This is a genomic window from Paraburkholderia sp. BR10936, assembly GCF_040965735.1.
In the GTDB taxonomy this organism is placed as follows: domain Bacteria; phylum Pseudomonadota; class Gammaproteobacteria; order Burkholderiales; family Burkholderiaceae; genus Paraburkholderia; species Paraburkholderia nodosa_A.
On sequence record NZ_JBFRCM010000010.1, the window covers coordinates 262,824 to 280,553 of the forward strand.

The 17,730-nt window shown below is 62.4% G+C and carries 23 protein-coding genes and 1 tRNA gene; 13 read left to right on the forward strand and 11 right to left on the reverse strand.

All coding sequences use genetic code 11. From position 1 onward, the window contains the following. Positions 1-203: 203 nt before the first annotated feature. The 3 genes from ispD to AB4Y36_RS22105 all read left to right on the forward strand — a co-directional run bounded on the left by ispD (position 204) and on the right by AB4Y36_RS22105 (position 2,754). Positions 204-923, forward strand: coding sequence for a 2-C-methyl-D-erythritol 4-phosphate cytidylyltransferase (ispD, locus tag AB4Y36_RS22095; protein WP_069268106.1), 720 nt, complete (start codon positions 204-206; stop codon positions 921-923). A 34-nt stretch (positions 924-957) separates the two neighbouring features. After that, a complete protein-coding gene (ispF, locus tag AB4Y36_RS22100) occupies positions 958-1,437 on the forward strand; it encodes a 2-C-methyl-D-erythritol 2,4-cyclodiphosphate synthase (RefSeq protein WP_069268105.1) in 480 nt (159 codons plus the stop codon). Between the two features lie 192 nt (positions 1,438-1,629). Further along, complete coding sequence (locus AB4Y36_RS22105) at positions 1,630-2,754, forward strand: acyltransferase family protein (RefSeq protein ID WP_368684055.1); 1,125 nt, start codon at positions 1,630-1,632, stop codon at positions 2,752-2,754. An 18-nt stretch (positions 2,755-2,772) separates the two neighbouring features. Here the strand turns inward: AB4Y36_RS22105 and AB4Y36_RS22110 are convergent, their stop codons facing one another. The 3 genes from AB4Y36_RS22110 to ompR form a co-directional block, all read right to left on the reverse strand. Continuing rightward, entirely contained in the window at positions 2,773-3,321 is a 549-nt protein-coding gene (locus AB4Y36_RS22110) for a peroxiredoxin (protein ID WP_069268103.1), read from the reverse strand. Between the two features lie 150 nt (positions 3,322-3,471). Continuing rightward, positions 3,472-4,821, reverse strand: coding sequence for an ATP-binding protein (locus tag AB4Y36_RS22115; protein ID WP_069268102.1), 1,350 nt, complete (start codon positions 4,819-4,821; stop codon positions 3,472-3,474). 53 nt (positions 4,822-4,874) lie between these two features. Next, positions 4,875-5,600: a two-component system response regulator OmpR gene (gene ompR, locus AB4Y36_RS22120; RefSeq protein ID WP_035514479.1), complete on the reverse strand. Its 726-nt coding sequence runs from the start codon at positions 5,598-5,600 to the stop codon at positions 4,875-4,877. 260 nt (positions 5,601-5,860) lie between these two features. Between ompR and AB4Y36_RS22125 the strand changes: the two genes are divergently transcribed. The 3 genes from AB4Y36_RS22125 (at position 5,861) to AB4Y36_RS22135 (ending at position 9,248) form a co-directional block, all read left to right on the forward strand. Then, positions 5,861-6,175 (forward strand): hypothetical protein, encoded by a 315-nt coding sequence (locus AB4Y36_RS22125; RefSeq protein WP_069268101.1) that lies wholly within the window; start codon positions 5,861-5,863, stop codon positions 6,173-6,175. Positions 6,176-6,437: 262 nt separating this feature from the next. Next, on the forward strand, positions 6,438-7,946 hold the full coding sequence (locus AB4Y36_RS22130) for a DUF1800 family protein (protein ID WP_368684089.1): 1,509 nt from the start codon (positions 6,438-6,440) through the stop codon (positions 7,944-7,946). 69 nt (positions 7,947-8,015) lie between these two features. Next, on the forward strand, positions 8,016-9,248 hold the full coding sequence (locus AB4Y36_RS22135) for a DUF1501 domain-containing protein (RefSeq protein WP_368684056.1): 1,233 nt from the start codon (positions 8,016-8,018) through the stop codon (positions 9,246-9,248). Positions 9,249-9,256: 8 nt separating this feature from the next. Here the strand turns inward: AB4Y36_RS22135 and AB4Y36_RS22140 are convergent, their stop codons facing one another. After that, complete coding sequence (locus AB4Y36_RS22140) at positions 9,257-10,099, reverse strand: squalene/phytoene synthase family protein (RefSeq protein WP_342946004.1); 843 nt, start codon at positions 10,097-10,099, stop codon at positions 9,257-9,259. A gap of 622 nt (positions 10,100-10,721) precedes the next feature. Here AB4Y36_RS22140 and AB4Y36_RS22145 point away from each other — a divergent pair. Continuing rightward, positions 10,722-10,808 (forward strand) — tRNA-Leu (locus tag AB4Y36_RS22145). 42 nt (positions 10,809-10,850) lie between these two features. Here the strand turns inward: AB4Y36_RS22145 and AB4Y36_RS22150 are convergent. The 6 genes from AB4Y36_RS22150 to AB4Y36_RS22175 form a co-directional block, all read right to left on the reverse strand. Further along, the gene (locus AB4Y36_RS22150) at positions 10,851-11,075 is read right to left on the reverse strand and encodes a hypothetical protein (RefSeq protein ID WP_368684057.1); all 225 of its coding nucleotides are present in this window, start codon (positions 11,073-11,075) and stop codon (positions 10,851-10,853) included. Next, on the reverse strand, positions 11,075-11,245 hold the full coding sequence (locus AB4Y36_RS22155) for a hypothetical protein (protein ID WP_368684058.1): 171 nt from the start codon (positions 11,243-11,245) through the stop codon (positions 11,075-11,077). Before AB4Y36_RS22155 ends, AB4Y36_RS22150 begins: the two co-directional genes overlap by 1 nt. Then, positions 11,245-11,523 (reverse strand): hypothetical protein, encoded by a 279-nt coding sequence (locus AB4Y36_RS22160; RefSeq protein ID WP_368684059.1) that lies wholly within the window; start codon positions 11,521-11,523, stop codon positions 11,245-11,247. The genes AB4Y36_RS22155 and AB4Y36_RS22160 overlap by 1 nt, the downstream gene beginning before the upstream one ends. A 1,176-nt stretch (positions 11,524-12,699) precedes the next feature. Further along, complete coding sequence (locus tag AB4Y36_RS22165) at positions 12,700-13,080, reverse strand: hypothetical protein (protein ID WP_368684060.1); 381 nt, start codon at positions 13,078-13,080, stop codon at positions 12,700-12,702. Positions 13,081-13,090: 10 nt separating this feature from the next. Then, positions 13,091-13,639, reverse strand: a complete 549-nt coding sequence (locus AB4Y36_RS22170; RefSeq protein ID WP_368684061.1) for an HAD domain-containing protein — start codon at positions 13,637-13,639, stop codon at positions 13,091-13,093. Beyond that, on the reverse strand, positions 13,640-13,921 hold the full coding sequence (locus AB4Y36_RS22175) for a hypothetical protein (protein WP_368684062.1): 282 nt from the start codon (positions 13,919-13,921) through the stop codon (positions 13,640-13,642). A gap of 94 nt (positions 13,922-14,015) precedes the next feature. Between AB4Y36_RS22175 and AB4Y36_RS22180 the strand changes: the two genes are divergently transcribed. From AB4Y36_RS22180 to AB4Y36_RS22200, 5 genes are all read left to right on the forward strand, one after another. Beyond that, complete coding sequence (locus AB4Y36_RS22180) at positions 14,016-14,309, forward strand: hypothetical protein (protein ID WP_368684063.1); 294 nt, start codon at positions 14,016-14,018, stop codon at positions 14,307-14,309. After that, positions 14,306-14,491 carry a hypothetical protein gene (locus AB4Y36_RS22185; RefSeq protein ID WP_368684064.1) on the forward strand — a complete coding sequence of 62 codons (186 nt, stop codon included), beginning with the start codon at positions 14,306-14,308 and terminating at the stop codon, positions 14,489-14,491. Before AB4Y36_RS22180 ends, AB4Y36_RS22185 begins: the two co-directional genes overlap by 4 nt. A gap of 52 nt (positions 14,492-14,543) precedes the next feature. Next, complete coding sequence (locus tag AB4Y36_RS22190; protein ID WP_368684065.1) at positions 14,544-14,822, forward strand: hypothetical protein; 279 nt, start codon at positions 14,544-14,546, stop codon at positions 14,820-14,822. A 416-nt stretch (positions 14,823-15,238) separates the two neighbouring features. After that, positions 15,239-15,694 (forward strand): hypothetical protein, encoded by a 456-nt coding sequence (locus AB4Y36_RS22195; RefSeq protein ID WP_368684066.1) that lies wholly within the window; start codon positions 15,239-15,241, stop codon positions 15,692-15,694. Between the two features lie 115 nt (positions 15,695-15,809). Next, the gene (locus AB4Y36_RS22200; RefSeq protein WP_368684067.1) at positions 15,810-16,085 is read left to right on the forward strand and encodes a hypothetical protein; all 276 of its coding nucleotides are present in this window, start codon (positions 15,810-15,812) and stop codon (positions 16,083-16,085) included. A gap of 324 nt (positions 16,086-16,409) precedes the next feature. Here the strand turns inward: AB4Y36_RS22200 and AB4Y36_RS22205 are convergent, their stop codons facing one another. Beyond that, entirely contained in the window at positions 16,410-16,586 is a 177-nt protein-coding gene (locus AB4Y36_RS22205; RefSeq protein WP_368684068.1) for a type II toxin-antitoxin system Phd/YefM family antitoxin, read from the reverse strand. A 183-nt stretch (positions 16,587-16,769) separates the two neighbouring features. Here AB4Y36_RS22205 and AB4Y36_RS22210 point away from each other — a divergent pair, with 183 nt between their 5' ends. After that, a complete protein-coding gene (locus tag AB4Y36_RS22210) occupies positions 16,770-16,922 on the forward strand; it encodes a hypothetical protein (RefSeq protein ID WP_368684069.1) in 153 nt (50 codons plus the stop codon). The last annotated feature ends 808 nt before the right edge of the window (positions 16,923-17,730 follow it).

Here is a 17,730-nt window from a genome sequence, read left to right on the forward strand (position 1 = left end):
TGTGTCGGTATGGTGGCCAGTTCAGTTCGGGCACGGTGCAACACCGGGATATGGGGGCCGGTTTGCGGTCTTCAAGTGAATTCGGCGCGCTTTTCCTTACGTTGCGCGGGCATTCCAGGGCCGTTTTGCTGGCGTCCGGCGTGCGGGTAACGGACCTATTATAAAATCCGTCCTTTAATTTGACTCATGCGGCTCGCGACACCGTGACTTCACGCCTCTTTGCCCTGATTCCGTGCGCCGGTACCGGCAGCCGGTCGGGCTCGGCCATGCCGAAACAATATCGAATCGTTGCCGGACGCGACCTCCTGCACTATACGCTTGCCGCTTTTGACGCCTGCAACGAATTCTCGCAGACGCTCGTGGTGATTTCTCCCGACGATAACCACTTCGACGCCCGGCGCTTCGGCGGCCTGCGCTTTGCCGTGCGCCGCTGCGGCGGCGCCTCGCGCCAGGCTACGGTCTATAACGGCCTCGCCGCGCTCGCCGAATTCGGCGCAACCGACGACGACTGGGTGCTCGTGCACGACGCCGCGCGTCCCGGCATCACGCCGGCGCTGATCCGCGCGCTCGTCGAATCGCTCAAGGACGACCCCGTGGGCGGCATCATGGCGCTGCCGGTGGCCGACACGCTCAAGCGCGTCGCGCCGAAGGACCCCGCGGCGCCCGGCGCGCATATCGCGCGCACCGAATCGCGCGACGGCCTCTGGCAGGCTCAGACCCCGCAGATGTTCCGCATCGGCATGCTGCGCACGGCCATCGAGCGCGCGCAGCAGGACGGCCACGATCTCACTGACGAAGCGAGCGCGATCGAGTGGCTCGGCCACGCGCCGCGACTCGTGCAGGGCAGCCTGCGCAACTTCAAGGTGACGTACCCCGAAGATTTCGCGCTCGCCGAAGCGATCCTCAGCCGGCCCGCGGAGTAAGCGCGCCGCAATCCCTTTACCCGGAACCCCAAACATGGACATCAGAATCGGACAAGGCTACGACGTGCACGCGCTGGTGCCGGGCCGCCCGCTCGTGCTCGGCGGCGTGACGATCCCCTACGATCGCGGCCTGCTCGGCCACTCGGACGCCGACGTGCTGCTCCACGCCATCACCGACGCGCTGTTCGGCGCCGCCGCGCTCGGCGACATCGGCCGCCATTTCCCCGACACCGACAAGCAGTTCTACGGCGCGAACAGCCGCGTGCTGCTGCGCGAATGTCTGCGCCGCGTGCAGGAGGCGGGCTTCACGCTCATGAACGTCGATACCACGGTGATCGCACAGGCGCCCAAGCTCGCGCCGCACATCGAATCGATGCGCAAGACGATCGCCGAAGACCTGAACCTGCCGGTCGAGCGCGTCAACGTGAAAGCGAAGACGAATGAAAAGCTCGGCTATCTCGGCCGCAGCGAAGGGATCGAAGCGCAGGCGGCGGTACTGCTGCTGCGCGCATGAGCGGTTATTCAACCGTCATTTTGAAGGGTTGAGCGGCGCGAGCAGGACCCGTGCCTGCTCCGCACCTGACGGCGATGATTGCAGCTGCAATCATCGCCGTTGCTTTTCTTGCCGATTAATTTCCGTTTTTTTCGTCCCATACTGAACCGGTATCCGGAAGTGGGGAGGACGATGGCGGGAGTTGAAAGACGCGTGAAAGGCCTCGATGGCCTGCGGGCGCTGGCAGTGGTGCTCGTGTTCCTCTCGCACAAGGCCCACGTCGACGCGGTCGATGCGGGCAAGATCGGCGTCTGGCTGTTCTTTCTGATCAGCGGCTATCTGATCATCGGTGAGTTGCATCGCAATCGGGTCCGCATCGAGCAGCACAGCGCGCGCACGGCCGCGCTGCTGTACGTCTTTTTCATGAAGCGCACGCTGCGCATTTTTCCCGTGTATTACCTGCTGCTCGTCGCGCTCACCATCGCGCATGCGAGCTTCTATCAGCGCGATGTCGATCTCGGGCTCGCCTGGCATTTCGTATTCCTCTCCAATTACTGGATCGGCGTAGTGCACGACGGTTGGCCCGGCACCGTGTCGCATTTCTGGAGCCTCGCGGTCGAGCAGCAGTTCTATCTCGTCGCGCCGTTTGCGCTGCTGTTCGTGCGCGCGTCGCGCCATCTCGCGCTCTGCGCGGTGGTCATCGCGGCGGCGGCGTGCGCGCATCTCGCGCTCTACGAAGCAGGGGCGATCGCGCCGCTCATCTACGCATTCTCGCCGTGGAATTTCGCCATGCTTGCGCTCGGTGGCGCACTGGCGATCGGCGGCGCGCGCGTGCCATTACGCCCGGGGGTGTTGAGCGCGTTGTGGTTCGTCGGGGCGTGTGCGGCGGTTGCCGGCTTCGCGCTGGCGCGCGCCGATTGTGCTGACTGCGCCGAAGGCGTGACGTGCGTGACGATGCTGCCGGGCTGCTTCGACATCGGGCTCGCGCTCGCGCTCGGCGCGCTGTTCCTGTGGCTCGTGCGCCGACAGGACAGCGTACTGGTCGCAGCGCTGGAACTGCGGCCGCTCGCATATCTCGGCACGATCAGCTACGGCTTCTATCTGTTTCACAACCTCGTGCCGGCGCGCCTTGGCATGGCGCCGGGGCTCTATGCGAGGCTCCATGTGCCCGATATTGCACAGCCGGCCCTCGCGCTCGTGTTGCAGTTCGCGCTGGCCGTGTTGCTCGCCCATCTGTCGTGGCAGGTGCTGGAAAAGCGCGTGCTCGAGTGGAAGCGGCCGCTCGAAACGGCCATACGCAACCGCCTGCCCACCCGCACCGCCGCGAGCCAGACGTGATGCGCCACGGCGCGAGACCTAGAGCGTTCCGCCGCCGACTTCGCGCCCGTCCGGACACAGCTCGCCGGTCTGCAACCCATCGAGCACGCGCAGCACTTCTTCGGCGCTGCGCCCGACGTTCAGGTTGTTCACCGTGACATGCTGGATCGTGTTGTCGGGATCGACGATGAACGTCGCGCGCAGCGCCACGCCCGCTTCCTTGTCGCGTATGCCGAGCTGATCGATGAGTTCGCCCTTCACGTCGCCGAACGAATAGTGATTGAGGCGATCGAGCGTCTTGTCCTCGCGTCGCCAGGCGAGCTTCACATATTCGTTATCGCAGCTGCCGCCCATCACGACGGTTTCGCGGTCATCGAATTCCTTGATGAGCCGTGCGAACGCGACGATCTCGGTGGGGCAAACGAGCGTGAAATCCTTGGGGTAGAAGTAGATGACCTTCCACTTGTTGGCGAAGGTCTGCTCGGTGATCTCGGTGAACGCCGACTCGCCGTTTTCTTCGGGATGGTTGAAGCCGGGTTTCGCGGCCGTGACGGTAAAGGCTTCGAGTTTGTCGCCGACGGTTTTCATGGCGGAGGTCCTCAGACGAAAGACGGGCCGGCGGCCCGCTTTGACGCCACGCGCTGCGTGGCGTGCCCAGGAAAACGATTGTCGCAGGTGCGGGCGGCGCGTGGTGCGGCGGTGCGCCGCCGCCGGGTCTCGATCAGGAGGGGACGAGCCTCAGGCGCCCTTGGCGAGCGGGAACTCGATCGTCACTTCGAGGCCCGGGCCCGGCAGCCGGTTGCGCAGGCGCAGCGCGCCGCGATAGCGGCCCACGAGGCGCTGCACGATGGCCATGCCGAGTCCCGTGCCGTTGGCCTGCGTGCGGGCCGTATCGACGCGGTAAAACGGCCGCGTGACGAGCGGGAGCTGATCCTCGGGAATGCCCGGGCCTTCGTCGACCACCGAGAGCTCGACGCGCGAATGCGAGACGCGCGTTTCGAGCATGATGTGCGGAATGCCGTCGGTTTCGCTCGCGCCGTACTTGCGCGCGTTCTCGATCAGGTTGCCCACGACGCGGCGCATGTCGGTGTCGTCGGCTTCGATCATGGCCGAGGGCGCGAGTCGCGTGATGAGACGCACGCCGTCTTCGCTTGCCATGCGCGCGGCCATCTCGCCGGCAATGACCGAGAGGTCGACGCGCTCGGGCATGCGCTGGGTGGGCCGAGCGTAATCGAGGAAGCGGCCGATGATCATGTCCATCTGCTCGATGTCGTCGATCATCGCGTCCTTGGTGGCCTGGTCGGACGGACTCATCTCCGTCTCGAGGCGCAGGCGCGCGAGCGGCGTGCGCAAATCGTGCGAGATGCCCGCGAGCATCAGCGCGCGGTCGGCCTCCAGCTGCTCGAGGTCGCGCACCATCTGGTTGAACGAGCGATTGGTTTCGGCCGCGACGCCCATGCCGCTCTCAGGCAAGGGCGCAGGCGGCTGTCCCGAGCCCAGCATGCGCGCCGACATGGCGAGCCGCGCGAATGGCCGGTTCACGAGACTCGTGATGAAGGCCGCCCCGAAAAGCGATAGCGCAAGCGCCGAGACACCCCATCCGACCCACTGCAAACCGGTGACGTTGTCGAGCTGGTCGCGGTCGAGCGCGACCCAGTAGTCGTCTTCGTCGATCTTGAAGCTGATCCACACGCCCGGAATGTCGTTCACGGACTGCGCGATCACGGTGTCGTCGCCAAGACGGCCGCGGATGTCGTGCTCGATCAGGCGATTGAGCGACTCATCGGGCTGGAGCTTGTATTTGTCGGTGGTTTCGCGCGGGTACACGCGCACGCCCTCGTTACTCTCGAGATCCTGCAGCAGTGCGCGGCGCAGATCGGGATCGGAGTAGAGGAGTGCGGTGCGCGTGAGCTTCACGATCGCGACGAGCTGGAGCGCCACGCGCTGCGCGCGCGGCTCCCGTTCGATCACGCGAAAGCTCTGGAACCACGCGGCGAGACTGACCGCGATGAGAAGGGCGATCAGCAGGAAGGTGCGCCAGAACAGATCGCCGAACGCGAGCGTGAGCAAACGCCGGTCAATCCGCATGGGCCCTTCCCGTTTCAACAGAGGCAGTGCAGACAACGAGACACCATTCAGGATCACGCGGCGCCGTCGGGAATGAACACATACCCGAGGCCCCAGACCGTTTGAATGAAACGCGGGCTGCCCGGATCGGGTTCGATGAGCTTGCGCAGGCGCGAGATCTGCACGTCGAGGCTGCGGTCGAACACTTCGTATTCACGGCCGCGCGCCAGTTCCATGAGCTTTTCGCGCGAGAGCGGCTGGCGCGGATGACGCGCGAACACCTTGAGCACCGAGAATTCGCCCGTGGTGAGCGGAATTTCCTGGCCGGCCTTGGTGAGCGTGCGCGTGGCGAGGTTCAACGCGAATTCACCGAACTCGAACACTTCGGTGGTTTCCGAGGGCGCGCCCGGCAGTTCGGACGGCGCCTGACGGCGCAGCACCGCGTGAATGCGGGCGACGAGTTCGCGCGGGTTGAAAGGCTTGGGCAGATAGTCGTCGGCACCCATTTCGAGGCCGACGATGCGATCCACGTCCTCGCCCTTGGCGGTGAGCATGATGATGGGCGTGCGGTCGTTGCTACCGCGCAGGCGGCGGCAGATCGACAGGCCGTCTTCGCCTGGCAGCATGAGGTCGAGCACCAGCAGGTCGAAACGCTCGCGCACCCACAGCTTGTTCATGGCGGGGGCGTTTTCGGCCACATAGACGTTGAAGCCTTGCTCGCCGAGGTAGCGGCGCAGCAGGTCCCGCAGTCGGGGATCGTCATCGACAACGAGAATTTTGGACGGGTTTTTGGTTTCCATGCCTGGCATCTTAGCGCGATTGGATAGTGGTGCGAGTTTGCACCAATTATCAGGTTACAGTCAGTTACAAAATTTACCCGTGCTGTGCCACGACCGCAAGCACCGACAGATAGACTTCTTTACGGAAAGCGGCAGTTCGGTAGATACTTCATTCGACTTTAAAATTCATGCCCGCGCCGAGCCGGGTTCGCACATGTATTCGAGGTAGCCGTTTGCCGCGTCAAGAAGGGAACAAAACGATGGGAGGGGTCAGGCCGACAATGCGCCACACCATGCTTGCACTGGCGCTAGCCGGTGGCGTGGCGGCTGCACTGGAGTCGGTGCCGGCCCGGGCCCAGCCCTCCGCAGACCGCTACGAGAACTCGCAGTCTTCCGCTCGCTCGCCGTTCGGCAAATCGTCGATGCGGCGCGTACGCAGCGACACGATCCCGCGCCCCGCGTCGGACATCAACCAGCGTCCCGCGGTTCCCCCCGATCTCGATCAGCGTCGCCGCGACGGCCATATGACGCCTGATGAGCGGCGCCTCCTGCGCCAGCACATCGAAGACGCCGTGCGCGAACTGTACAAGCGCTAATACCGCTGAGGCGGTGTAAATGCCGCTCTGCTGCGAAAGTGCCGCAATAACGTTTACGCGATTTTCTCTTCGCACCTCATGCACGCCTTTCTCACGCCTTTCATGATTTTACCGGCTTCGAAGCGCGCATTCGCGCGCTTGCGCCGCCGAAACGCGCTGAAAAATACCGTAGCAATTGCACTGTCAACATCCGTTTCGTCGCCGCCGTTAAGCCGGTACCTTCAATGATTGCGCCGGCGGATTCGTCGTGCGCCCATTCATCATGAGCGACTCCAGACGGTCGAAGGCAAGCGCGCAGTCCGCCGCCCGCGCAGCGGCGCCCGACGACGGCGCGGATGCACTGCTCGATGCCGACGACGCCCGCCATCTTCTCGTGCGCACGGGCTTCGCGCCGCGCGAGAGCGAAGTCGAGCCTTACGTGGGGCTCTCGCGAGAGCAGGCTGTCGCGCGGCTCGTCGGCAACGCGCGCCGCGAGGCGCTCACGCCGCTGCCCGCGTGGACCGCCGAAGTCCCGCCGAGTCGGGCACAGCGCAACGCGTGGACCCCTGAAGAGCGCCAGCAAGCGCAGCGCCAGCGCGGTGCGCGCTATGACGAATTGCGCGCATGGTGGCTGCGCGAAATGCTCGTCACGCCTTCGCCGCTGACCGAGCGCATGACGCTCTTCTGGCACAACCACTTCACCTCGGGTCAGGACAAAGTCGGCGAACCGCAGTTGATGGCCGCGCAAAACGCGCTGTTGCGGCGCGATGCGCTGGGCAGTTTCGCGAGCATGCTGCATGCGGTCGCGAAGGACCCCGCAATGCTGCTTTACCTCGACGGCGCGAGCAATCGCAAGGGCCGGCCCAACGAGAATTTCGCGCGTGAAGTGATGGAGCTGTTCACGCTGGGCGAAGGACAGTACGCGCAGCGCGACGTTGCCGAAGCGGCGCGCGCCTACACGGGTTGGAGTCTCGATCCCGACACCCAGGCGTTCGTCTGGCGCGCCGATTTGCACGACGACGGCGAGAAGACCGTGCTGGGACGCAGCGGTCCGTTCGACGGCGACCAGGTGCTCGACATCCTGCTCATGCAGCCGCAAACTGCCAGGTATGTGTCGGCGAGGCTTTGGCGCGAGTTCATCTCCGCGACGCCCGACGATGCGCAGCTTGCAAGCGTCGCCGATCGTTTTCGCGCAAGCGGTTATGACGTCGGCGCCGCGCTTCGCGCGCTCTTCGTCACTTCCGCGTTCTGGGATGAGCGCAATCGGGGTGTGCTCGTGAGTTCGCCTGTGGAGTTCATCGTCGGCACGCTGCGGCGCTTCGATGTGGCCTATGGCGATACGCTGCCGTTCGCGCGCCGCTCGGCCGCGTTGGGCGAGAACCTGTTCTATCCGCCGAACGTGAAGGGGTGGCCCGGCGGGGCATCGTGGATCAATAGCTCGACGCTGCTCGCGCGCAAGCAGTTCGTCGAGCAGCTGTTTCGTGCGACGGAAGCAGGGCGGCCGCATGCTTCGGCCGCAGCGACCAGGATCGCCGCAAGCCTGCCGCAAAACATGCAGAACGCGCCGAACGCGATGCGGCGTGACGCGTTGCAAGGCGGCATGCGCTTCGATCTGGATGGCTGGCTCTCGCGCTACGGTCTCACCGCCGATGCCACGCCAGGCTTGTCCGCGCAGTTGCAAATGCAGCATGCAGTCCTGCCGCTGGCGCCCGTCGATGCGATTGCAGTTGGCAGCCGTGCGGGTTCGTATCTCCAGGCACTGCTGATGGATCCGGTGTATCAGTTGAAGTGAAGCAATGAATACGAATAGCCGAATCCCTGGCGGCAATGTGCGCCGCCGCACTGACGAGCGAGGCAAGCCATGAAGCGACGCGACTTTCTTGCAGCCGGTGCGACGGCCGCCGCGGTGGCGGGTACTACGCTATGGTTGCCTCGCGCTGCGCGCGCGCAAGGCACGGTGTCCATGCATGCGGGCACGGCGAGCGGCTACGAGAACCTGCTGATTCTCGTCGAGCTCAAGGGCGGCAACGACGGCCTCAACACCGTCGTGCCGTTTGCCGATCCGCTCTACTACAGCTACCGGCAAACGATCGGCGTGCCGCGCGCACAGGCGATTCAACTGGACGAGCGCACGGCGCTGCATCCGGCGCTCGCGCCGCTCATGCCGATGTGGCGCGCGCACGAGCTCGCGATCGTGCAGGGCGTGAGCTACCCGCAGCCCAATCTTTCGCATTTTCGATCGATCGAGATCTGGGACACGGCTTCGCGCTCCAACGAATATCTGCGCGAGGGCTGGCTCACGCGCGCGTTTGCACGCGAGCCGGTGCCGTCCGGATTCGCCGCCGATGCGCTCGTGCTCGGCAGCGCCGAGATGGGGCCGCTCTCGAACGGCGCGCGCGCCATCGCGCTCGTCAATCCGGCGCAGTTCGCACGCGCTTCGCGCCTCGTGACACCGGTCTCGCTCAAGGAGCGCAATCCCGCGCTCGCACATATCCTCGACGTCGAGAACGACATCGTGCATGCCGCCGATGCGCTGCGGCCCCGCTCGGGCAATTACGCGCTGAAGACTGCGTTTCCGACAGGCGCGTTCGGCACCTCGATCAAAACGGCCATGCAGGCGCTCGCCTCGAGCGACACCCCGCAAGGTACGCCGATGGCGGGGCGCGGTGTCGCGGTGATTCGTCTGACGCTGAACGGCTTCGACACGCATCAGAACCAGCCGCAGCGTCACGCCGACTTGCTGCGCCAGTTCGCGACGGGCATGGCGGCGATGCGCTCGGCGCTCGCAGAACTCGGGCGTTGGGACCGCACGCTCATCGTGACGTATGCGGAATTCGGGCGGCGGGTGCGCGAGAATCAAAGCCGCGGCACCGATCACGGTACGGCTTCGGCGCACTTCGTCGCGGGCGGGCGGGTGGCGGGCGGGCTCTATGGCCAGGCGCCGCAACTCACGCGGCTCGACGGCAACGGCAATCTGCCGGTGGGCGTCGATTTCAGGCAGATCTATGCGACCGTGCTAGGCCCGTGGTGGGGCCTCGACGCGCAGGCCGTGCTGCAGCAGCGCTTCGAGCCGCTGCCCTTGCTGCGCGCGTAGCGCGGGCGTCAACCGCGCCGCGCGGCCCGCCAGGCGATCCAGAGCTTGCGCACTGGCGTGAGCACGATCTGCTGATGCAGCACCTGGTAGCCTTCGCGCTCGACTTCGTCGAGCAACGCGAGTTCGAGCGCAGCGAGCGCACGCAAGGTGCGCTGGTCCCGCCGTGCCGAAGCGGGAATCGCGTCGAGCGCTGCCTGAACCGATTCGCGCGCACGCGAGGTCTCGAACTGCATCAGCTCGGTGAACTCCGTGCTATAGCGCCGGTTGATGAGATCGGCGGCGGTGACGTTGTAGCGCTGCAGTTCGTCGATGGGCACGTAGATGCGGCCATGGCGCGCGTCGTTGCCGATTTCCGGCACGAACTGCGCGAGCATCAGCGCGTTGCCGAGCGGCGCGGCCCAGCGTGCGGCATTCTCGCGATCCTCGTCGGTGCGCGCGCTCAGTTGCGCGACGAGGGACGCGAACGTGCCACCCACGCCCTGCATATAGCGGCGCAGATTCGGCAGATCGAGATAACGCGCCTGCTCGAAGTCCATTTCGAAGCCGGCGAGCAGCGCTTGCAGATCGGGATAGACGGCGCTCGCATCGCCGAGATGCGCGGCGAGCGCCTGGGTGACCGGATGCGCGGGTTTGCCCGCGGCGAGCGCGGCCAGTTCCTTTTGCCACCAGGCGAGCTTCGTGCGGCCGACGGTGGGATCGCTCGTCTCTTTCGCGGTTTCCTCGAGTTCGCGGCGCAGTGCGAAGAGGGCGGTCAGGAGCGGCTGGCGCGCAGCGCGGGCCTGACGCAGCGCATAGTAAGTGCTCGAACCAGGGGGAGCCGCCTTTTGCAGGCAGTAGTCGTCGAAGTTCACGGCGTTCGGAGATGTGGGGCGAAGCGGCTTGCGCGGCGGCCAGCGCGCGCCGCGACGGTAGAGCCGCGATTCTAGCATCGGCGCGGCTTTCGGCCGGCCCTGGAGGGCGCCCCGGCGCGTGGGTCGATGCGCTGTCGTGCCCCGTCGTGCACTGTTTTCGGGATGCAGACAAGCGCCAGTCAATCGGTTAGAATCTCGCGCTTGCGCTTTCTGACGCTTAGCTGGAATCGCGCAGCCGGCCCATAATGAAGCATCGCTGCCGGCGGGCGCAGTCAGAAAGCAGGCTGTATTGCGGGCGAGGTGGACAACACCGCGCCCGGCGTCTCACGAGGACTCGATCAGTCGGCATGTCGCACAGGGTTGTATCGCACGCGTTGTTGGCAGCGGTCCTGCCGGGCGCAAGAAGACAAGCGCAAAGAATTCGCGTGAGTGGCGAAATTGGTAGACGCACCAGGTTTAGGTCCTGTTGCTCGTTGTAGGAGCGTCAGGACTGAAATTGGCTGCAAGCCGTGCTGGACAATGGATTTGAAGTTGTATCGCAGTTGTTCGCCGTCTCGCAGCAGGCCGTATCGCATGCGATATCGCAGCGGTCCTGCCTACAGCATATAAAGTTGAAAGAATTGCGTGAGTGGCGAAATTGGTAGACGCACCAGGTTTAGGTCCTGACGGGAGCAATCCTGTGTCGGTTCGAGTCCGACCTCACGCACCATAAACGAGGGCCACGTTCGGCAGCGAGCGTGGCCCTCTTGTCTTATTCCAGTTCTCGGAATAGGCCGCTGGTCATCCGTGCAGCGATTGTGGCGGAGTCGGCGCTGCTGCCCCAGCCATACTCCCGGGCTGCAGCAACAAACTGCTCATTGAACTCCGCAATGCCGATAAAGCCGTCGCGCGCAAATGCACGTCGAAGGTAAAACTCGTAGACTTCGAAGGCCTTTTCGTTGAAAACGCTATCGAGCGACTTGTCCTCGTCCGCCATCACTTACGCTCCAGGACCGCTGCCTTCGCGAGGCCCGCTGCTTCCTCAAGCGCACGTGCGTAGCCGCGCAGGTCGCCCTTGTCGACAAAGCCTTGCGCCACTGCCAGCACAGCGCGAGCGGCTTCTTTTTCCGCATGAGTCATCTGGATTGGCTGTTCTTCGGTACGCATCATGCCTCCAGTTCGGCTGCGCCGATTTCGGCGAGAATTCCATCAGTCGACACGCCAAGCTTTGCAAAGCGTGCGGCACCGCCTTCGACCAAGTCCTTATCGAACTCGGGCAGGTTTTCCGTTGCGTCGAACGCTTCCTTCATCGCTGCCTGCAGTGCTGCTTCTGCGCGCACGTCGTTCTTCGCTTCTTCGCATACCTTCACTGCGTCCAGAATCTTGATGGCAGCAGCGATAAAGCCCACGCTGCGCGCATCTTGGCCCGCCTTGTAGTTGCCCATTGCGTCGCGGCACATGGCGGTAGCCAGCGACGTAGCCTTTCTAGTCAATGCGCTCAATTTGTCATCCTCTTGCTTGCACCAAATACAGCAGGCTCGCGCCTGTACCGACACACCGCCGGTACGCAGGTTTACGGTCCGGCTTTCAAAAACTTAAGCATGCGATTACAACCCCAGAGGGCGTAGACTCATGCTGGTGCGCTGACAAGCGGAGGCGGGGATGATTTGGTCACAGCTGAGCTATTGGGGACACCTTGTCGTGCCGCTGCTGCCGTTGCTGTACCTGCCAGTCGGCGCCGCGGCAGTGGGCTTTGCCCTTGGGCGACTCATTCGTGGCCGGCCGTACGTCGGGCGGCATATAAATGAGCCGCTCCGTTGACATCATCGGTGCGCTGGCGCGTCACGGTGCTTTCCCAAACCGGAGGGTGTGATGGATTGGTCGCAAGTGCATTGGGCGCAGATAATCCTGCCAACACTGCCGGTTGCGCTTATCCTCGTTGGAGCAGCTGTCGTGGGCTTTGCCGTTGGGCGACTTATTCGCGGCCGGCCGTACGTTGGCAGGCATTAGCCTCAGCGCCGCAGTTGACACAGACCCGGTTGACGCGCGCTATGCGGCAAACACTGCTTCGGACCAACTGCGTATAAATCTGCGAGCACGCCGATAGCCGTCACCGCGGCGCACCAGCTGTGCAGGTGACCTGTCACCAAGCGAGCCCCTTCGTGCGGACAGTAGGTCATACTTAGTCACGGGTGGCGTCCCTGACGGCAGGCGTCTAAGTAGCTTCGTCAGTCTGCGCCTAATCGGTGCAGGGCCTGCTAGCACAGCAGGGTAGTGCGGCTTGTGGTCAACGGTCACAACAGCGAACACCTCGTGGCGTTTCAGCAGCAGAACGAGCTGCGCTCGCGAAATGCCTCTTTGCCTGCAAAAAGCCTCCGCCGATAGCAGTTTGCTCTTGCGAACCAGCTTGCGCCTGTTGCAAGCAGCCTGGCGGCTTATGCTTTTCGGCGTGGCAACTGGCGGCAGCGCTGTAGTTAAATACACAAAGCCTGGCTCGCTTGGCTCCGTTTTAACCCCGTAAATTTCCGCGGGGCACTCCGGTAAGTCGTAGGGCCCCAGGTGGCACACCGTAAAATGCGGGTCTTGCTGCTGCAGCAGCGCTATCAACTCGAACACCATCATCAGGTCACCTGTCCGGCTAGGATTTTGCGCACAATTTCGACCGCGTCGTTGTCCGGCGCGTATGTCACCGGCTCCGTGCTCCACGAGGGCGCCGTGCCAATGACGTGTGCGCTCGCCCAACCGTTGTGGGCATAGCCGTCGAGACGCACCAGCGGCGTCACCTCGGGACCCTCTTTGCGGCCAATCGCAACCGTAAAGCACCGACCCCTCAGGCGCGGAGTGCTGTATCGCTCCTCGCACATCTGGAGCACGCGTAGCGCCTCTTCCAGGGTGGAAAAGTGAGGTCTGTCGTAGGCTTCGACGTACCCCTCGATGTCGCACAGATGTACCAGGGTGTCGGGCTCGGCGGCTTCGCCATCAAAAATCGTTATTTGCAGCATTGGGTCTCCTTCACGCGTACATTGCTGCCAGCTTTGCCTTCAACTCAGCCAGCACGTCGGGCCGGCTGATACCAAGTACCTCGTCTGTTCGCACGAGGTTGTCACGGCACCACGGCGGCCACCCCTCATCGTCGTCATCCACAGCGAGCCACGCTTTGGGCTTGCGCCGCAGTACGTCGCTCCAAATCTGCATGCCGCGAGATGCCTCCAAAAAGTCGGGGCTGTGCATGCGCGAGTGGTAGGTTGCGCCCACAACTCTTGCTCGCAAGCCGGGCGGGAGCCACCTCGACGTACGGCGCAGACTTCCGCGATACCGCCGTACCCAGCTTGTCGACAAAACAATCTTTAGGTTCGGGTAGGGCTCGAGCACGGACTCCAGCAGCGGCGCGTGCTCGAACAGCTTGTGTCCAGGAAAACCAACGAGAAATGGACCATAACCGGGCTTTTCGTGGACGGGATGGGGATGCAGGCATCCGTCGTAATCAAGAAAGAGCACGTAGCCACCCATCTGCCGTGGCGCAGGGATGTGCAGCGACTCGCCCGGCAACCCTGTCTGCATTTAGCCCCGCGCTCCATTCGCTTTGTGCACACGCTCGGCGAGCGCGACCGCTTCGCTTGGTGGCATCGGCAGTGGTCCCATTGGCGCGACGTTTTGCACCCAGTTGCGCAAATCGATAACAAGCGCAGTATCAGCTCGATTGACGTCGAGCGTCTCGAGCGTCTCGTCTAGCGTGGCCGCGGGCTGGCAGCAAAGATATATGGCGTCAAACGCGGCGTGAAGACGCGTCGATGCCATCAAGGTCTCGTTGCGAGCATCGCGTATCAGGTCATCGTATTGCACACGGTTCTCCTGCGTTAATTGCATCAGTCGATGCTAGCATAAGATTCGGACTGCATACTTTGTTGCACCGTGCAACTAAGAAGAGGAGGGCCCCATGAAGGTACAAGGCTTATTAGACTTGCTGGCGCACGCGGACCCGCAAGCAGAGGTACTTTTCCTGAGCGAGCACGCTGACGCCGACGAGGCGGAGGTAGTGCGCGTTGTCGACATCCGGCAGGAGCCTTGGACGCACGAGCGCGGACGATATGGCAGCAGTGAGCCCTACGAGACTTATTACTCTGGTAAGCCGTGCGAACGTGACAGCAGTTATCGCGACGTTGTTACCAAGAGCGTTAGGGCCGTCGTGCTGTCAGCGGGACCTACCAACCTTTTGGAGACCAGCGTATGAAGGTACGACGCCAGCACCGCTTCAAGCGCCAGTTCGCATCGCCTGCGGCGATGCACTTGATAGAGCAGATTGCGCGCGCTGTTGTTACTGGTAACGCTCCTGACATTGCTCGCAAGCTTCAGCGCCTTAGCAACCGTCACGTCGGTGAAGTCGTGAAGGCGGCATTGCGCGCAAAAGGGTAGGCTGTTTTACAGGCGTCGCTATATTTACCAGACCAACGACAAGCAAAACCACATGACGGCAGCAGCGCTTGCAATCAGTCTTATCGGCGAAGTCTTCGGGGAGTTGTTCGGCCCACTGAGCCTTCCAGTTGATGAACCGTTCTTTGACCGCAATACGTTGACTGCAGATAGCGCGGCTAGCGCTCTTGGAGGCAATGGCCGCGCAGCGGCTCTGGTAACAGCAGCGGGACTTGATGGTGCTGACTTCAGTGGCGACGACTACGCGGGACTGGTGGCTGTATTGGAAGCAGCTGTGGCGCTCGTCGAGCGCTATGAGTTGGCAGCGGGGTGACTGGTTTAGACGTCAAAATCGGTCCAAATTTGGGTGATTCGGCTGTCAAAGTCGACCGATTTTGACGGCAAAAGTAATGTACCTAATCTGTTTCTGTACAGAAACAAAATCGAACGAGCGTGCTGTTTCTGCGCTGCCTTAACCTAGTTTTAGACCGGGTTTTTGCGTGCAAGCCATTGGATATAAACGACTTGTTTGAAATTCGTGTGGCCGCTTTGAACGCAGAAACGCACTGGTTCGCGCAGAAACACGGTGTTTTCTGTGAGCAAGGCGCGGAAACGCCCAGTGAATCACTAGATTCGCGGGGTGAATCACTAGGCTGATGCCCGGTGAACCACTAGGCGACCCGGGTGAATCACTAGGTCATCGCATAAACGTGTGCACTAGACGAAGCCCGAATACACGAGCCGAGTCTCATGCCGCGCAAACCTGCACAACCTGGCGCGAAGCGCCAACCCGTCCTTGTCGACACGCCTTCCATCACCGACACCCCGTCTTTGTCCGCAATCAGCGACGACACCGTCTCTGTTATCAACCTCGACCTCGCACCGTTGCCGGCAGCGGTCGTCCTGTGGTCAAAGAGCGGCCGCGTCACGGCCGCATTGATGCACTCAAGGCACATTGCACGCTTGCAGGCAGACCTCGATGAGCTGAGCGAGGCCTTCGTTGCCAACCACCTGTCGCGCTGCATCCCCAGCGCGCATTGGTTTCTAGTCCCAGTGCAGGGCTCTGGCAGCAGCTCTGCAGAAGCTGTCGCCAATCTGCGCGCTCGCGTGACACTAACGCTCGAGGACAGGGCCCGCACCGACGGCGGCGCGATGGCGCGCCTCGCACGGTCTTTTGCTGACAAGCAATGGTCGGAGGGGCTGTGAGCATGAGCGGAATGGCCCAAGCACTCGCACGAGCACCTGAGAGCAAAGTCGTTATGCTCGCAGCCGGACGCCTGTCCGTTGCAGCTCTCGTTCCGGTCGCCTTGAGGAAGCGTTCATGCATGCGTTAAATGCACCTGGAGCAGAAGATGCTGCTCGCCTCATACAGAAACTTCCTGGGTTACTGCCAATCGGCATTGGCTGGACTCCGTCTGCTGCTGCCAACCTCCTTGACGACACGCTTGGCTACGTCAAATTGACGACAGAAAGGCTGCGCCTGCTGGGGACAGTCCTGCTGCTCCTTGCATGCAGCGAAGACCACGCGAAAACGCTCACGGAAGCGTTCGGCTCCGACTACTACTCCCGGTTGAGCAAGCGTTTCGGGACGCTGTAAGCAAAGTGAGATAAGCCCTACCCAGTATAAGTTCTATCGCTATAGGTGTTGCCACGTCATTGAGCGCGGCTCACACCTACCGAGAGGACTCTCAAATAACCCCATCCGAAATTCTCGCTGAGTACAGCAAGGGCTGCGCCGATGCTCCTGTTGGCAAGCCGTGGGAGTGCAAAGCCTGTCACGACGCCGCGCAGGCAGCGCTCGACAGTCTTGGCGGCAAAACGAGCATCCGTGTGATGTACCAGGCGCACCAGCGCAGGCTTGCTGCTGACACGGCATACCGTGACGCTCGATGAAATCGTCACTGAATACGGCAAGCGCCGCTCATTCGCTGTCGTCAACCAGCGTGCGGGGCTGTACTTCACCCGCGCGCGCCTGCGCAATGGAACGCTCAAGATGGGCTGCGTTTGCCGGGGAACGCAGAAGATGGACCGTCTCCATCATCTGGTCGATGACACGCTTGAGATTGGCGCGAGCGTCGGTGAAAGGGAGGGTACGCATATGTCCTCCTCCGTGATTGACCTGTACCGATACAGGTACAACTCTACCATCCTATTCGTATACTACGACACCTGACCACACAACGCCCCTCGCCGGGGCGTTTTGCTTTCAGAGGCAGTTTTCCAGACGTCGCTATAAGTAATATCCAAGCAAACGCACTGTTACCAAAGACGAGGTATCTCAATGCTGCCACTCTTCAACACCGAAGCCGCTGTCACTGCACGCGCTGCGCGCGCCGCAGGTCTCGAGCTGCGCCGTCGTGCGCCGCACTGGGTACTGCACAACCCGAAAGCTGACCTGTTTCAAGGCATTCGTGTCGGCAGGGTAGGTGACTGACGTTGGTGGCAACTTCACCACGTTGGCGCAAGTGCGCTACTTCCTGCAAAGCTACAACGCGGCGTAGCCCCAAAACCTTCACAGCTGAGCCCCAAGACTCGCACATCAAACCGGACCCTGCATAAAACTGCATAAAGTCTGAGCATAAGCTTTGAGTGTATGCAGAAATATTCGGGTACATATGCTCGCGTACGCAGGAGATACCTTCCTCGTTGTGGCGGATGCGTGGGGGTATCTGCTCGTATGTACCGTATGCAGATTTTATGCAGGATTTATGCAGACAAGAGCCCAAGACTCGCACAGGTGTCCCAAAACCTTCACAGCTGAACGAGGTCTGCTTGCATAACGCGTTAAGTTAAGCGGCCCGAGGAGGCTCCGGCGATTGGTAGTTTTTGCGTGAAACAATCGGGAGTGGAGGCGCACAAATCGAGCGCTCTCCCTTTGCTGACAAGGGTTTGAGCCGAACACGGGAGTGGGCTAGAAATCGCGTGAAACATTCGCGCCAAAGGAGCGTCGTTATCTTAACGTTATGCTTCGGCCCGCTCGCGCCGGTACTGAAATCTCTCACCATCAGTACTCGTCAGTACTCAATCGTCTCACCGTTGCTCCGAAGCGAGTACTGAAAGACCTAACCATAGGCAGGCATAGTCCTCGCGACACGTGCCGTTTTCCCCAAATAGTGGGGTGCTGTGGACAAAAATTTGGTGACAATGAGCGGCGTCCCGCTGGCAGCGGCGTGTGTTCGGCCACGGTACTGAAATCTCTCACCGTTGGTACTGACAAATCTCACCAATACCGCCGCGCTCGG

Bases quoted from the DNA above. Each gene is read 5' to 3' on its own strand.
- ispF (WP_069268105.1), top strand. From the start codon at position 958: ATGGACATCAGAATCGGACAAGGCTACGACGTGCACGCGCTGGTGCCG.
- AB4Y36_RS22110 (WP_069268103.1), bottom strand. From the start codon at position 3,321: ATGAAAACCGTCGGCGACAAACTCGAAGCCTTTACCGTCACGGCCGCG.
- AB4Y36_RS22115 (WP_069268102.1), bottom strand. From the start codon at position 4,821: ATGCGGATTGACCGGCGTTTGCTCACGCTCGCGTTCGGCGATCTGTTC.
- ompR (WP_035514479.1), bottom strand. From the start codon at position 5,600: ATGGAAACCAAAAACCCGTCCAAAATTCTCGTTGTCGATGACGATCCC.
- AB4Y36_RS22125 (WP_069268101.1), top strand. From the start codon at position 5,861: ATGCGCCACACCATGCTTGCACTGGCGCTAGCCGGTGGCGTGGCGGCT.
- AB4Y36_RS22130 (WP_368684089.1), top strand. From the start codon at position 6,438: ATGAGCGACTCCAGACGGTCGAAGGCAAGCGCGCAGTCCGCCGCCCGC.
- AB4Y36_RS22135 (WP_368684056.1), top strand. From the start codon at position 8,016: ATGAAGCGACGCGACTTTCTTGCAGCCGGTGCGACGGCCGCCGCGGTG.
- AB4Y36_RS22150 (WP_368684057.1), bottom strand. From the start codon at position 11,075: ATGGCGGACGAGGACAAGTCGCTCGATAGCGTTTTCAACGAAAAGGCC.
- AB4Y36_RS22155 (WP_368684058.1), bottom strand. From the start codon at position 11,245: ATGCGTACCGAAGAACAGCCAATCCAGATGACTCATGCGGAAAAAGAA.
- AB4Y36_RS22160 (WP_368684059.1), bottom strand. From the start codon at position 11,523: ATGGGCAACTACAAGGCGGGCCAAGATGCGCGCAGCGTGGGCTTTATC.
- AB4Y36_RS22165 (WP_368684060.1), bottom strand. From the start codon at position 13,080: ATGCTGCAAATAACGATTTTTGATGGCGAAGCCGCCGAGCCCGACACC.
- AB4Y36_RS22170 (WP_368684061.1), bottom strand. From the start codon at position 13,639: ATGCAGACAGGGTTGCCGGGCGAGTCGCTGCACATCCCTGCGCCACGG.
- AB4Y36_RS22180 (WP_368684063.1), top strand. From the start codon at position 14,016: ATGAAGGTACAAGGCTTATTAGACTTGCTGGCGCACGCGGACCCGCAA.
- AB4Y36_RS22185 (WP_368684064.1), top strand. From the start codon at position 14,306: ATGAAGGTACGACGCCAGCACCGCTTCAAGCGCCAGTTCGCATCGCCT.
- AB4Y36_RS22190 (WP_368684065.1), top strand. From the start codon at position 14,544: ATGACGGCAGCAGCGCTTGCAATCAGTCTTATCGGCGAAGTCTTCGGG.
- AB4Y36_RS22195 (WP_368684066.1), top strand. From the start codon at position 15,239: ATGCCGCGCAAACCTGCACAACCTGGCGCGAAGCGCCAACCCGTCCTT.
- AB4Y36_RS22200 (WP_368684067.1), top strand. From the start codon at position 15,810: ATGCATGCGTTAAATGCACCTGGAGCAGAAGATGCTGCTCGCCTCATA.
- AB4Y36_RS22205 (WP_368684068.1), bottom strand. From the start codon at position 16,586: ATGCGTACCCTCCCTTTCACCGACGCTCGCGCCAATCTCAAGCGTGTC.
- AB4Y36_RS22210 (WP_368684069.1), top strand. From the start codon at position 16,770: ATGCTGCCACTCTTCAACACCGAAGCCGCTGTCACTGCACGCGCTGCG.